Below are 14,059 nucleotides of genomic sequence, written 5' to 3'. Positions count from 1 at the left end.
TCAGCGCGCGAAGAGGCCCTTCTTCTTCGCCGGCTTGAGCGCCTTCTGCATGTAGATCGTCCCGAGCCACCTGCCGAATTTGAAGCCGACGCGGCCCATGCGGCCGACCTCGACGAAGCCCATCCTCTCGTGCAGGGCGACCGACCCTTCGGCGCCCTTATCGCTGATCACCGCGACCATCTGCCGGATCCCGGCTGCCTCGCACGCCTCGATGAGGGCTGCGAGCAACGCGCGACCGAGCCCCTTGCCGGTCGCAGCCTGGCCGAGGTAGATCGAGTTCTCGACCGAGAACCGGTACGCGGACTTGCTCGACATGGGCTGCACGAGCGCGTACCCGAGGACCTGACCCGACGGCGACTCCGCCACGAGGAAGGGCAGCCCCTGCTTGGCGAGGCCGTCGCGCTTCTTTCGCCACTGCGCCACCGACCACACGTCTTCGTCGAAGGTCACGACCGAGTTGGTGACGTAGTAGTTGTAGATCTCGCGGATGTCGGGGATGTCCCGGTCCTCGACAGGACGGATCGTGAACGAGAACGGACGCTCGGGCTCGGGCTGTCGCTGCAGATGGCGCGGCAGCTTGCGGCGGTCCTTGTCGTATTCCTCTTCGAGCATGAGCTCCTCCTCGATGTCTGCGATCGGCCGGCGGCCCTACGCGGGCACGCGCCAGTCGACGGGGTCGGCGCCCTGCTGGGCGAGCAGCTCGTTCGACCGCGAGAACGGCCGCGAGCCGAAGAACCCGCGGCTCGCCGACAGCGGCGACGGGTGCGGCGATTCGATGATCGGCGTCGTGCCGAGGAGCGGTCGCAGGTTCGCGGCATCCCGTCCCCACAGGATCGCCACGAGCGGCCGGTCGCGCGCGACGAGCGTGCGGATGGCGTGCTCGGTCACCTTCTCCCAGCCCCAGCCGCGATGGGATGCCGGCGCGCCCGGCGCGACCGTGAGCACGCGGTTCAGCAGCATGACCCCCTGGTCGCTCCACGCCGACAGGTCGCCGTGCGGCGCGCGCGGGATGCCGAGGTCGCTCTCCAGCTCCTGGTAGATGTTCCCGAGGCTGCGCGGCAGCGGTCGCACATGCGCGTCGACCGCGAACGAGAGCCCGATCGGATGCCCCGGCGTGGGGTACGGGTCCTGCCCGACGATGAGCACCTTCACGTCGGCAAGCGGGCGCTGGAACGCCCGCAGCACGCGGTCGCCGGCCGGCAGATACGGGCGTCCGGCGTCGACCTCGGCCCGGAGTCGTTCGTCGAGCGCCGCGATGTCCGCGGCGACGGGTTCGAGCTGCGCCGACCATTCCGGGTCGATGAGGCCGGCGGCGGCGAGCTCGGGCAGGGTCATCGCCATCTCAGGCGCGCTCCACCGTGGTGGTCATGACGAGCTCGAGGCCCCCCTCGACCGTCGCGGACGTGAACACCACGGTCGCCGCCGACAGCTCGTGCACAGACGTGACATGCGTGCCGCCGCAGGGGATCCTCGCTTCGGCGCCGGGCAGTTCGCACACCCAGGTGCGCCGGTCGGCGAGCATGTCGCCGTCGCGCTCGATGCGCACCGCGCCGCCCGCGGCGATCCAGTCCGCGAGCTGCGCGTCCACCCGCGCCGCGAGGGCGTCGAGGTCGCCGAGCGCGTCGGGATCGAACCCCTTGCGCCGCAGCGACTTGCCGATGCGGTAGACGTCGCGAGAGCCGTCCGGCAGGATCCGCGACTGCTGGATCGCGAGGGCGTCGAAGGCCGGGGCGCCGAGCGCATCGGTGGGCGCGTCCTTGCGCCACGCGTCGGCGAGTGCCGCGTCGAGGGCGAGGGAGGCCAGGTGGCAGGCGGTGTGCCCTGCCGAGAGCGCGGCGCGGTAGGCGGCATCCACCGTCACGTCCACCGTGTCGCCCGCCGCCACCGCGGCACCGTTCGCGACGAGGTGGGCGACGACGAACGTCCAGCCCTCGGTGCCCGTGCGCACGGGGACGTCGGGGCCGAGCAGGAGCCCGTCCCCCTGCGTCGCGCCGACGACGGCGTCGACCACGACGAGCTCGGCGCCGCCCACGCCCAGCGTGCCGCGGTCGGCGGGTTGATCGGGCCAGGCGGTGTCGACCGGGTGGAACGCGGTCTCGTCGAGGACGACGGCGGTTCGCCCGTCGCCGGCGTCGGTGACGTGGACGACTGTGCCGCGGGAGGAGGTGGCGCCGGCCGGATAGGTGACGACGGTGCCGTCGGCGAGGGTCACAGCTCCTCCGTGCCGCGCGCGCGCAGCGGACCGCGCGCGAGGAGGAACTGCGCCGACTGCGCGACCGGGCGCATGGTGATGAGGTCGAGGTTGACGTGGCCGGGTGCATTGAGCGCGTAGGCGATGACGTCGGCCACGTCGTCGGCGGTGAGCGGCTTCTCGACGCCGTCGTACACGCGCTCGGCCGCCGCACTGTCGCCGCCGAGGCGGTTGAGGGTGAACTCCGGCGTGCGCACCATGCCCGGGGCGACCTCGATCACGCGGATCGGCTCGCCGTTCAGCTCGAGCCGCAGCGCGTGCGCGATCATCGCCTCACCGGCCTTGGCGGCGTTGTAGCCGGCGCCGCCGGCGTACGCGGTCTGCGCGGCGGTGGAGGTGACGAAGAGCGTGTCGGCGTGACCGTCGGATGCCGCTGCCCGCCGCAGCTGCGGCAGCAGGGCGGCGACCAGCCGCTGTGCCGACAGCACGTTGACGTCGAACATCCACTGCCAGTCTTCGACGCGGCCGTCCTCGACGCGGTCGGTGCCGCGTGCGCCGCCGGCCACGTGGACGAGGGCGTGCACCGGGCCGGAGTCCGCCAGGAAGGCGGCGAGCGCCTCGACGTCGGTGCCGGCCGTGAGGTCTGCCGCGAACGCGACGGCACCCGTCTCCGCCTCCAGGGCGGCGAGCCGATCGGCGCGTCGGGCGACGCCCACCACGTCCCACCCGGTCGCCCGCAGCGCCCGCACCGCCGATTCGCCGATCCCCGAGCTCGCCCCGGTCACCACTGCACGTCTGTTCGCCATGACCACAACGCTACTCACGTCGCGCCCGGCGGCACTGCCCGACCGGACTCGCGAGACCCGACTGCGTTACGTCACATTTCCCCCACGTTGTTGACAACCCGGGGTTCTCCGTACTCTCGAACCCGGCTGGGGGGCACGCTCCCGGCATCCGATCCCGCAGGAGCAGGCCATGTCCGCACCCGAGAACTGGCGTTTCGAGACCAAGCAGATCCACTCGGGGGCCCAGCCCGACCCGGTGACCAAGGCTCGCGCGACGCCGATCTACCAGACCACGTCGTACGTCTTCGACAACGCCGACCACGCGGCCAACCTCTTCGCGCTCGCCGAGTTCGGCAACATCTACACGCGCATCCAGAACCCGACGCAGGCCGTCGTCGAGGAGCGCCTCGCCGCGCTCGAGGGGGGCACCGGCGCCCTGCTGCTCGCGAGCGGACAGGCCGCGGCGACGTTCGCGGTTCTCAACATCGCCGAGGCGGGCGACCACATCGTGTCGTCGAGCTCCATCTACGGCGGCACCTACAACCTCTTCAAGTACACGCTCGCCAAGCTCGGCATCGAGGTCACGTTCGTCGAGAACCAGGACGACCTCGAGGAGTGGCGCCGCGCGGTCCGCCCGAACACGAAGCTGTTCTTCGGCGAGACGATCGGCAACCCGAAGATCAACGTGCTCGACATCCGCGGCGTCGCCGACGTCGCCCACGAGAACGGCGTGCCGCTCATCGTCGACAACACGATCGCGACCCCGTACCTCATCAAGCCGTTCGAGCACGGCGCCGACATCATCGTCCACTCGGCCACGAAGTTCCTCGGCGGCCACGGCACGACCATCGGCGGCGTGATCGTCGACGGCGGCACGTTCGAGTGGTCGAAGAACGTCGACAAGTTCCCCGGCCTCACCGTCCCGGACCCCTCGTACCACGGCGCGTCGTACACGGCCGCGGTCGGCGACGGCCTCGCCTACATCATCAAGGCGCGCGTGCAGCTGCTGCGCGACCTCGGCTCGGCGATCTCCCCCAACAGCGCGTGGCTGCTGATCCAGGGCATCGAGACGCTCTCGCTGCGCGTCGAGCGCCACGTCCAGAACGCGCAGGAGATCGCCGAGTGGCTCGAGAACCACTCCGACGTCGCCTCGGTCAACTACTCGGGCCTGCCGACGTCGCCGTGGTACGCGGCCGCCAACGCATACGCCCCGAAGGGCGTCGGCGCGGTGCTGTCGTTCGAGCTCAAGGGCGGCGTCGAGGCGGGCCGCGAGTTCGTCAACTCGCTGACGCTCTTCAGCCACCTCGCCAACATCGGCGACGTGCGCTCGCTCGTCATCCACCCCGCGTCGACGACGCACTCGCAGCTCACCCCCGAGCAGCAGCTCACGACCGGTGTCACGCCGGGCCTCGTGCGCCTGTCGGTGGGTCTCGAGAACATCGACGACCTCAAGGCCGACCTCGAGCAGGCACTGGCCGCGGCGCGCCGCGTGTCGGAGGCTGCTCGCGCCTGACCCCCTCCTCGGGACACGGATGCCGTGTGCCTGCGCACTGCGCCGGCACACGGCATCCGTCATTCCCATACCCGTAACAGACAGCATGCAGGCGCATGCTCAGGCGAGAATGGACGGATGGACTGGCAGACCTCCGAAGACACGGTGCCGAGCGCACCCGTGACGGAGGCCGACGCGCGCCTGCTGCTGGGCCGCCCTCCGGCGACCGGCGCGTGGCGCGACGGCGATCCTGTGGGCGAGCGCCACTTCGCCGCGTTCGGGGCGTTCCACACCGAGGGCGGCCGCGAGCTTCCCGCGTACCGCCTCGCCTACGAGACCTGGGGCGAGCTCAACGCCGCGCGCGACAACGCCGTGCTCGTGCTGCACGCCCTCACCGGCGACAGCCACGTGCGCGGGCCGGCCGGCGCGGGGCATCCGACCTCGGGCTGGTGGGACGACATCGTCGGCCCCGGCGCGCCCATCGACACCGATCGCTGGTTCGTCGTCGCCCCGAACATGCTCGGCGGATGCCAGGGATCGACGGGCCCCGCATCGATCGGTCCCGACGGCTACGAGTGGGCGTCGCGCTTCCCGTACCTGACGATCCGCGACCAGGTCGCCGCGCAGGTGCGCCTGGCCGACGCCCTGGGCATCGACGTGTGGGCCGCCGTCGTCGGCGGATCGATGGGCGGCATGCACGCGCTCGAGTGGTCCGTCATGCTCCCCGACCGCGTGGAGCGCGTCGGCATCCTGTCGTCGCCGCCCGTCAACACGGCCGACCAGGTCGCGCTCAACTCGGTGCAGCTCGAGGCGATCCGCATCGATCCGCGGTTCCAGGGCGGCGAGTACTACGACGCGGGTGACGGCGACGGTCCGAACCGCGGCCTCGCGCTCGCCCGGCGGATGGCGCTGCTCAACTACCGCTCCCCCACCGAGCTCAACCAGCGCTTCCAGCGCACGTGGCAATCCGGCGTGAGCCCGCTCGGGCATGGCGGGCGCTTCGCCGTCGAGTCCTACCTCGACTTCCACGGCAACAAGTTCACGCGCCGCTTCGACGCGAACTCGTACATCACGCTCGTCGAGGCGATGAACTCGCACGACGTCGGCCGCGATCGCGGCGGCGTCGAGGACGCCCTCGCCCTGATCACCGCCAAGGCCCTGGTGCTCGGCATCGACAGCGACCGCCTGTTCCCCATCGACGGTCAGCACCGCATCGCGCGCGGCATCCGCAGCACGCTCGACGGGGATCGCGCCGTGGTGCTGTCGAGCGACTTCGGCCACGACGGGTTCCTCATCGAGACGAACGCCGTCGGGGCGCACCTGCGGCGGCTGCTCGAAGCCTGATCCTCGGGTCTCAGTCCGTGCGCTCGTAGCGCCACGGCAGGGCGCCGATCTCGAGGCGATGACGGGAACCGGATGCTGCGCCCTCGGCGTCCGCCTCCCATTCGTCGTCTCCCTGCCACATGAGCAGCGGGCCCGCGCCACCGCGGCGCGCGACCGTCTCGAAGCGCTCGACGCCGCGGAGGCGCGCGGCCCCGACCACGGAGTCGACATCGGGGTGCTCGGCCAGGCCGTGCAGGGTCACCCACGTCGGCGGATACAGCGTCAACCGGCCGCGCCCGTGTCGCGCGAGCGCGTCGGCGGGGCGCAGCCACTGGGCGGCCACAGCCTCGTCGGCCGACAGCGTGATGGGGCCTGCCGCGGCCGGTGCGACGAAGAACCACGTGCGGATGCGCAGCGCGAGCCCCGGCGGCGGGTCCCAGCACGACAGCGTCACGAGCGCGTCCACGTCGAGTGCGAGCCCGGTCTCCTCGTGCGTCTCGCGCACGCCGGCGCGACGGGCCACGGCCTCCTCCGGATCGCCGTCGGCGTCCCGGTCGGCGTCTTCGAGCTTGCCGCCGGGGAACACCCACGCACCGGCGAACGACCCGCGGTCCGGCCGCTCGAGCATCAGCACCTCGAGCCCGTCCCCGGCGTCGCGCAGCAGCACGACGGTGGCGGCGACGGGGATGGCCGGGTCGATGGCGTCCTCACGGCGGCGCGTGCGAGCGCCGCCGATCGAGTCGCTCAGCGCCTGCAGGGCGCGGTCGGAGGACGACGTCGGTTCCGGCATCCGCACACTCTATCCATCGCCGCAGCCCGCGGCGCGGAGCTCAGACAGCGACGGGCACCCGGCGCCGCTCGAGGATCAGGCTCGCCGACGCCAGCACCAGCCCGGCGAGCGCAAGGCCCACGCCCACCCACGCCGGCGCGCCGAACCCCCATCCGGCCGCGATGACGACGCCGCCGAGGAAGGCGCCCAGGCTGTTGCCGATGTTGAGGGCCGAGTGGTTCAGCGCCGCGGCGATCGACTGGTTGTCCTCGGCGACATCCATGAGCCGCGTCTGGATCGTGGGGCTGAGCGCCGACGCCACGAACCCCACCGCGAACACGAAGAACGCGAGCGCCCAGATCCAGTGGGCGGTCAGCGCGAGCAGCGCGAGCACCGCCGCGAGCCCCACGAGGCCCCCGATGAGCGTCCGTTTCAGGTCGACGTCGGCGAGGTGGCCGCCGACGAGGTTGCCGACGGTCATGCCGAGCCCGATGAGCACGAGCACGATCGGCACGACCCACTCCGGCGATCCCGCGACCTCGGTCACCAGCGGCGCGACGTAGCTGTACACCGCGAAGAACCCGCCGAAGCCGATCGCGCCGACGCCGAGCGCCAGCCAGACCTGCCCGATGCGGAACACCTTGAGCTCCGCACGCAGCGTGCGGGAGGGATCCCCCGGATGCTCGGGCACGAAGAACGCGATGAGCACCGTGGCCGCCGCGAAGATGGCCGCGACGACCATGAAGGCCGCACGCCATCCCAGCTGCTGGCCGAGGTAGGTGCCCAGGGGCACGCCGACGACGTTCGCGACCGTGAGGCCGGTGAGCACGAACGCGACGCCTTTCGCCCGCTTGCCCGGCCCGAGGACGTCGGCGGCGACGAGCGCCCCGATGCCGAAGTACGCGCCGTGCGGGAGCCCTGCGAGGAACCGGGATGCCGCGACCCACTCGAACGTCGGCGCCAGGAAGGTGAGCGCGTTGAAGATCGTGAGGGCGAGCGCGAGTCCGATCATCACGCGGTGGCGCGGATACTTCGCCACCGCGCCCGCGATGGTCGGGGCACCGACCACGACACCGAGGGCGTAGAGCGAGATGAGCCAGCCGGCCTGGTAGATCGCGTCCTCTGGGCGGAGCTGCCAGAGCGACGGGAGCAGGTCGGAGCCGATGTTCGGCAGCAGGCCCATGACGACGAACTCGGTCATGCCGATGCCGAAGCTGCCGACGGCGAGGGAAAGGAGCGCCCACGTCGCCGCCCCCCTCGTGAGATTCGAGGAGGTCACGGCGTCATGCTACCGGCGGCCGCACGATCCTGTCGAATCGATTCGAGGTCCCTGGTCGCGGAGTGGCGTGAACGCACCGGGAGGAGCTCACACGGCGCCGGCGTCGCCCTCCTGGCGGTCGATCGCGGCCTCGAGGCGCTCGATCTTGCCGTCCAGCTCGCCCGCGTAGCCCGGCCGGATGTCGGCCTTGAGCACGAGCGAGACGCGGGAGCCGTACGGCGCGACGGCGTCGGTCGCGCGCTTGACGACGTCGAAGACCTCGTCCCACTCCCCCTCGATCTCGGTGAACATCGACGTCGTGCGGTGCGGCAGACCACTGTCGCGCACGACTCTCACGGCGGCGGCCACGGCGTCGTGCACCGAGCCGTCGGCGCGGCCGGTTCCGCTGGGGGCGACAGAGAAGGCGACGAGCATAGTGACCTCCGGGTCTCGAGGGGGACGAGATCTACTCTGACACGCGCAGCCGCGCCGACTGGCGCACCGGGAGCCGCACCAGCCGCACGACGACCCACGCGAACAGCGCGACGAGCATCGCGTTGCGCAGGACGACGAGCCAGACGGCCGCGGGCGACAGCACCAGCAGCCAGTCGTAGACGAACGGGAAGAGCCACTGCGTGAGGGCGAGGATCGCCACGGTCAGGGCTGCGGGGCGCAGCCACCGCCGCCGATCGATCGTGAGACCCACGACGACCGGCGCGATCAGCCACGTCATGTACTGCGGCGACCCCACTTTGTTGAGGACGATGAAGCCGAGCACCAGCGCGAGGGCCAGCGGCGGGAAGAGCACGACGAACGACGCCCCGCGCCACGCCTTGACGGCGCCGATCACCGCGATGGCGAGCATCCCGAGCATGAGGACCGGGGTCATCAGCATGATGACGGTGTCGACCGACGGGCCGGTGATCTGGAAGGTGATCAGGTCGGGGTCGTAGAAGATCCGCGCACCGGGCACCTCCGCCAGCGCGAGCAGCAGGTACGCGCTGCTCACCGGCGCTTCGATCTGCAGGCCGCGCGAGGTCTGGTCCCCCACGAAGCCGAGCAGGTGCGAGCCGCCGCCGGCGAGCAGGACGACCCCCACGACGACCGCCGAGACGGCGGCAGCGCCGCCGACGACCGCGAGCCGGCGACGCACCGCGATGACCGCGGCGGCGAGCAGCGCCGCCGGCCACACCTTGATCCACGTGGCGGCGGCGAGGAGCATGGCGCCCAGCCACGGCCGGCCGACGAGCCACAGCGACCCGGCGACCGCGATCGGCACCGTCACGCCGTCGAGCCGGAACATGCCCACACCGCCGAGCGCGAGGATCGCCGCCAGCCAGAACCACGCCGCGATCATGCGGCCGCGCGAGCGGCCCCGGCCGACCAGCACCGCGAAGGCCGCGGCATCGAGCGCCGTCACGAGCAGTCCCCAGCCCAGGGTGTAGTCCACGACACTGCGGAGCACCCCGACGAGAAGGATCGGCAGGTGCGCCAGCGGCGGATAGATCCAGTCCTCGGTGATGCCCGGCATCGCATCCCCGCCGAGCGTGAGCCCGGCCCACCAGCGGTACAGCTGGTCGACGTCCCACGAGGAGGCGTGGTCGTCGAAGAAGCCGAGCCAGATGACGACCGCGTGGACGAGGACGAACGCGATCCACACCCACGTCCGCCGCAACACCCCTTCATCCTAGGGAGCGCCCGCGCAACGTCCTGGACGCGCACAGCATCGGAAATGATGCCCGACACGCCGGAAACGGATGCTGCGACGCGGCGGGTCGCGCGCGACCTGCGATTCTGTGCCCGCAGCGGGGCTGGTTCAGGAGTGCGCGAGAGCCTCGGCGACGGCGCGGGGCAGGGCGTCCGCGACATCCAGCGCCGTGATCGGCCCGTCGCCGAACGGCGGGGAGCTCGATGCCCCCGCGATGCTCGCGGCCTGCGCGGCGATCGCCCCCGCCCGCCCGTGCAGCCATGCGCCGGAGGCGGCGAGGGCGGCGAGGGTCGCATCCGTGCGTCCTTCTTCCGCCATCGCACCGGCGACCAGGGCTCCGATGACGCCGGCGAGCACATCACCCGTCCCCGCGGTGGCGAGCCAGGGTGTGCCGGCCTCGACCGTCGCCGCCCATCCGTCGGGCGCCACGACGACGGTGACGGCGCCTTTGAGCAGGACGACGGCGCCGGTGGCCTCGGCGGTCTCGCGGGCGGCGGCGACGCGGTCGGCCGGGGCATGCCCGAGTCCGAGCGCCGAGCGCAGGCGTGCGTGCTCGCGGTCGTGCGGCGTGAGGATGCGGGGGGCCGTGGCCTCCGCGGCGAGGTCGAGCGCCCCGGCGTCGACGATGACCGGGTCGGTGTCGGAGAGCAGCGCCCGCAGCGCCGCGGTGTCGGACGGCGTGCGGGCCGAGGCATCCGTTCCCGATCCGATCACCCACGCCTGCACGCGCCCGTCGGCGGTCACCGTCTCGGGCCGGCGTGCCAGCACCAGGTCGGTGGGACGGGCGGGTCCGAGGTAGCGCACCATGCCGAGGCCGGTGCGCCACGCGGCCTCGACACCGAGGACCGCCGCCCCCGGGTAGGCCTCGGACCCCGTCCGCATGCCGAGCACGCCTCGGGAATACTTGTCGTCGTCGGCGGTTGGCCTCCGCAGGGCGCGAGCGGCATCGGCGCGCGTCCACGTCCTCACCATGCGGCCACAGTACCGCCCACCCGATCCGATCCGGAGACCAGATGAGCCGCCTCTTCACCCCCCTCACCCTGCGCGACGTCACGGTGCGCAACCGCCTCTGGGTCTCGCCGATGTGCCAGTACAGCGCGATCGACGGCGTGCCGCAGGAGTGGCACCACACGCACCTCGCGCAGTTCGCGTCGGGTGGCGCCGGACTCGTCATGGCGGAGGCGACGGCGGTGTCGCCCGAGGGCCGGATCTCGCCCGAGGACACCGGGCTGTGGAACGACGCGCAGCAGGGCGCGTGGGCGCCGATCGTCGCCGCGATCCGCAGCCGCGGCGCCGTCGCGGGCGTGCAGCTCGCCCACGCGGGCCGCAAGGCCTCCACCTGGTCGCCGTTCTCCGGCCGCCGCGGCTCGGTCGCCGCAGATGACGGCGGCTGGGTCACCGTCGCCCCGTCGGCGGTCGCGTTCGACGGCTACGCCGAGCCCGTCGCCCTCGATCTCGCGGGCATCGACCGCATCGTGGCGGACTTCGCGGCGGCCGCGCGCCGCGCCGTCGCCGCCGGATTCCAGGTGCTCGAGCTGCACGGCGCCCACGGGTACCTGCTGCACCAGTTCCTGTCGCCGCTGTCGAACCTGCGCGACGACGAGTACGGCGGTCCGCTCGAGAATCGGGCGCGCCTGCTGCTGCGCGTGCTGGAGGCGGTGACCGATGCCGCCCCCGGCGTTCCGATCATCGTGCGGTTCTCCGCCACCGACTGGGCCGACGGCGGCTGGAATCCCGAAGAGACCGCGACGGTCGCCCGGTGGGCGGCGCAGCGCGGCGCGGACTTCTTCGACATCTCCAGCGGCGGACTCGTCGCCCACCAGAAGCTCACGACCGGGCCGGGGTACCAGGTCGAGCTCGCGGCGCGCGTGCGGCGCGAGGCGGGCGTCCCGGTCAATGCGGTCGGCATGATCGACGACGCCGCCCACGCGGAGCGCGTGCTCGCCGAAGACCTCGCCGACGCGGTCATGGCCGGCCGCGAGTGGCTGCGCGACCCGCACTACGGCCTGCGCGCCGCCGCCGAGCTGGGCGCCGACATCGACTACTGGCCGGCGCAGTACCTCCGCGCCCGCCTCTGACGCCGGAAGCGATGAGCGGATGCCGCGGCCCGGGGCCGCAGCATCCGCTCATGTCGTTCGTCAGAAGCCGCGACGGCGCGTCGCGTCCTGCACCTCTCCGATGAGCTCCTCGATGATGTCCTCGAGGAACAGCACCGCGGTGATCTCACCGGACTCGTTGCGCACCTGCGCGAGGTGGCGTCCGGCCCGGCGCATCACGGCGAGCGCGTCCTCCAGATCGGTCGACTCGAGCACGGGCACCATGTGGTGGATGCGCTTCGTCGCGATCGGGAGGGCGACATCGGTCGCGGCATCCGGCCCTTCGGCCGCCCGGAGGATGTCTTTCAGGTGCACGTAGCCGAGCGGCAGGCCCGCCCCGTCGACGATCACGTAGCGCGAGAAGCCGTGCTTGGCGACCGCGCGCTCGATCTCGTCGGGAGTGGTGATCTCGGGGAGCGTCACGAGCTGCGACAGCGGCACCGCGACGTCCGCGGCCTTCTTGTCGGTGAACTCGACGGCCGCGGCCACCGTGCCCGATGCGTCGTGGAGCACGCCCTCGATGCGGGACTGATTGACGATCGTGGCGACCTCTTCGAGCGTGAAGGTCGAGGCGGCCTCGTCCTTCGGCTCGACGCGGAACAGTCGCACGATGTGGTTGGCGATCCAGTTCAGGGTCACGATCACCGGGTGGAAGATCTTCGACACCCACACCAGCGGCGTCGCGAGCATGAGCACGGCGCGGTCGGGCACCGAGAACGCGAGGTTCTTCGGCACCATCTCGCCGAACACGACGTGCAGGTACGACACCACGATGAGAGCCACCGCGAAGGCGACACCGTCGACGACGGCCTCCGACCAGCCGGTGAGCCCCAGCGGCTCGGCCAGCAGGTGGTGGATGGCGGGCTCCGACACGTTCAGGATCAGCAGCGAGCAGATCGTGATGCCGAGCTGGCTGGTCGCCAGCATGAGCGTCGCGTGCTCCATCGCGTACAGCGCGGTCTTGGCCGCGCGTGATCCCTTCTCGGCGAGGGGCTCGATCTGCGAGCGTCGTGCCGAGATGACGGCGAACTCGGCGCCGACGAAGAAGGCGTTGGCGATGAGGAGCACCACCAGCCAGGCGATTCCTGCCCAGTCGTTCATCGGCGATCACCCCCCTCGTTCGCGTCTTCGTGGGGCATCGGCGTGGGTGTGAACCTCACGCGGTCGACGCGGCGGCCCTGCATGCGCTGGACCTCGATGGTGCCGTCCTCGATCTCGACGCTGTCGCCGACGACCGGGATGCGCTCGAGCACGCTCATGATGTACCCGCCGACGGTGTCGTAGACGTCGCCCTCGGGGATGCGGATGCCGGTGCGGTCGCGCACCTCGTCGGGGCGGAGCTCGCCGGGGAAGATGACGGAGTCCTGCACCCGCACGATGCCCGCGCGACGGCGGTCGTGCTCGTCGAGCACCTCGCCGACGATCTCCTCGACGAGGTCCTCGAGGGTGACGACGCCGGCGGTGCCGCCGTACTCGTCGACGACGACGGCCATCTGGTACCCGCGGGCACGCAGTTCGGCGACCAGCACGTCGAGGTGGACCGCCTCGGGGAAGCGCAGCGGCTCGGTCGCGAGCGCGGCGGCCGGCACGTCGGCCCGGCGCTCACGGGGAACCCCGACCGCGGCCTTCAGGTGCACGATGCCGGTGATGTCGTCCATGTCCTCGCCGTAGACGGGGAACCGGCTGTGGCCGGTGCGCCGGGCGAGCTGGATGACGTCCTCGGCGGAGTCGTCGGCCGCGAGGGCGTGGATGCTCGGGCGGGGCGTCATGACGTCGGCCGCCGAGAGCCGCGCGAAGGTGAGGCTGCGGTCGAGGAGCGACGCGGTGTCCTCCTCGAGCACGCCGGCGCTCGCCGAGCGGCGGACGAGGCTCGAGAGCTCCTCGGCGGTGCGGGCGCCGGAGAGCTCCTCCTTCGGCTCGATGCCGACGGCGCGCAGCACGCCGTTGGCGCTGCCGTTGAGCACGACGATCGCGGGGCGGAACACCGTCGTGAACGCCACCTGGAACGGCATGACGAGCTTGGCGGTCTGACGCGGGACCGCGAGTGCGAAGTTCTTGGGGACGAGCTCGCCGATGATCATCGAGAAGACGGTCGCGATCGAGACGCCGATGATGGCGGCGAGGGGTCGTGACACCCCGCTCGGGATGCCCCACGCGTCGAACACCGGCGCGAGCAGGTTCGAGATCGCCGGCTCCATCGTGTAACCGGTGAGCAGGGTGGTGAGGGTGATGCCGAGCTGCGCGCTCGACAGGTGGGTCGAGGTGATGCGCAGCGCGCTGATCGTGAGCGAGAGCCGGTTTTCACCCGCGGCCTGGCGGGCCTCGAGGTCCGCCCGGTCGAGATTCACGAGCGCGAACTCGCTGGCGACGAACAGGCCGGTGCCGATTGTGAGAAGAAGCCCCACGCCCAACATGACGTAATCCATCACGCATCACC

At 71.9% G+C, this 14,059-nt stretch carries 14 protein-coding genes; 3 read left to right on the top strand and 11 right to left on the bottom strand.

The features are described 5' to 3' along the window. Genes AC3A46_RS13735 through AC3A46_RS13720 form a run of 4 tightly spaced genes read right to left on the bottom strand, consistent with a single transcriptional unit; the run spans window position 1 to window position 2,997 of the window. Window positions 1-612: an N-acetyltransferase family protein gene (locus AC3A46_RS13735; RefSeq protein WP_487665690.1), complete on the bottom strand. Its 612-nt coding sequence runs from the start codon at window positions 610-612 to the stop codon at window positions 1-3. Window positions 613-648: 36 nt separating this feature from the next. After that, window positions 649-1,341 carry a uracil-DNA glycosylase gene (locus tag AC3A46_RS13730; RefSeq protein ID WP_487665689.1) on the bottom strand — a complete coding sequence of 231 codons (693 nt, stop codon included), beginning with the start codon at window positions 1,339-1,341 and terminating at the stop codon, window positions 649-651. 1 nt (window position 1,342) lies between these two features. Then, entirely contained in the window at window positions 1,343-2,212 is an 870-nt protein-coding gene (locus AC3A46_RS13725) for a metal-dependent hydrolase (RefSeq protein WP_487665688.1), read from the bottom strand. Continuing rightward, entirely contained in the window at window positions 2,209-2,997 is a 789-nt protein-coding gene (locus tag AC3A46_RS13720) for an SDR family oxidoreductase (protein ID WP_487665687.1), read from the bottom strand. Before AC3A46_RS13720 ends, AC3A46_RS13725 begins: the two co-directional genes overlap by 4 nt. A gap of 169 nt (window positions 2,998-3,166) precedes the next feature. Here AC3A46_RS13720 and AC3A46_RS13715 point away from each other — a divergent pair, with 169 nt between their 5' ends. Next, entirely contained in the window at window positions 3,167-4,489 is a 1,323-nt protein-coding gene (locus AC3A46_RS13715) for a bifunctional o-acetylhomoserine/o-acetylserine sulfhydrylase (protein ID WP_487665686.1), read from the top strand. Between the two features lie 117 nt (window positions 4,490-4,606). Then, window positions 4,607-5,812 carry a homoserine O-acetyltransferase MetX gene (gene metX, locus AC3A46_RS13710; RefSeq protein WP_487665685.1) on the top strand — a complete coding sequence of 402 codons (1,206 nt, stop codon included), beginning with the start codon at window positions 4,607-4,609 and terminating at the stop codon, window positions 5,810-5,812. Between the two features lie 10 nt (window positions 5,813-5,822). On the opposite strand, the gene AC3A46_RS13705 is transcribed toward metX, so the two are convergent. The 5 genes from AC3A46_RS13705 to AC3A46_RS13685 all read right to left on the bottom strand — a co-directional run bounded on the left by AC3A46_RS13705 (window position 5,823) and on the right by AC3A46_RS13685 (window position 10,498). Continuing rightward, a complete protein-coding gene (locus AC3A46_RS13705; protein ID WP_487665684.1) occupies window positions 5,823-6,581 on the bottom strand; it encodes an NUDIX hydrolase in 759 nt (252 codons plus the stop codon). 40 nt (window positions 6,582-6,621) lie between these two features. Next, entirely contained in the window at window positions 6,622-7,839 is a 1,218-nt protein-coding gene (locus AC3A46_RS13700; protein WP_487665683.1) for an MFS transporter, read from the bottom strand. A gap of 87 nt (window positions 7,840-7,926) precedes the next feature. After that, the gene (locus AC3A46_RS13695; RefSeq protein WP_487665682.1) at window positions 7,927-8,253 is read right to left on the bottom strand and encodes a thiamine-binding protein; all 327 of its coding nucleotides are present in this window, start codon (window positions 8,251-8,253) and stop codon (window positions 7,927-7,929) included. 31 nt (window positions 8,254-8,284) lie between these two features. Continuing rightward, the gene (locus tag AC3A46_RS13690; RefSeq protein ID WP_487665681.1) at window positions 8,285-9,496 is read right to left on the bottom strand and encodes a glycosyltransferase 87 family protein; all 1,212 of its coding nucleotides are present in this window, start codon (window positions 9,494-9,496) and stop codon (window positions 8,285-8,287) included. Window positions 9,497-9,634: 138 nt separating this feature from the next. Further along, window positions 9,635-10,498, bottom strand: a complete 864-nt coding sequence (locus AC3A46_RS13685; RefSeq protein ID WP_487665680.1) for an ADP-dependent NAD(P)H-hydrate dehydratase — start codon at window positions 10,496-10,498, stop codon at window positions 9,635-9,637. 41 nt (window positions 10,499-10,539) lie between these two features. On the opposite strand from AC3A46_RS13685, the gene AC3A46_RS13680 reads away from it, so the two are divergent. After that, window positions 10,540-11,604: an NADH:flavin oxidoreductase/NADH oxidase gene (locus tag AC3A46_RS13680; RefSeq protein ID WP_487665679.1), complete on the top strand. Its 1,065-nt coding sequence runs from the start codon at window positions 10,540-10,542 to the stop codon at window positions 11,602-11,604. A 60-nt stretch (window positions 11,605-11,664) separates the two neighbouring features. Here AC3A46_RS13680 and AC3A46_RS13675 read toward each other — a convergent pair whose 3' ends face one another. Both AC3A46_RS13675 and AC3A46_RS13670 read right to left on the bottom strand, forming a co-directional pair. Next, window positions 11,665-12,723: a hemolysin family protein gene (locus AC3A46_RS13675; RefSeq protein WP_487665678.1), complete on the bottom strand. Its 1,059-nt coding sequence runs from the start codon at window positions 12,721-12,723 to the stop codon at window positions 11,665-11,667. Then, window positions 12,720-14,048, bottom strand: coding sequence for a hemolysin family protein (locus tag AC3A46_RS13670; protein ID WP_487665677.1), 1,329 nt, complete (start codon window positions 14,046-14,048; stop codon window positions 12,720-12,722). The genes AC3A46_RS13675 and AC3A46_RS13670 overlap by 4 nt, the downstream gene beginning before the upstream one ends. Window positions 14,049-14,059: the final 11 nt, after the last annotated feature.

Source organism: Microbacterium sp. Soil_C_42 (genome assembly GCF_057656735.1).
This window is presented reverse-complemented; position numbering and strand designations above follow the sequence as displayed.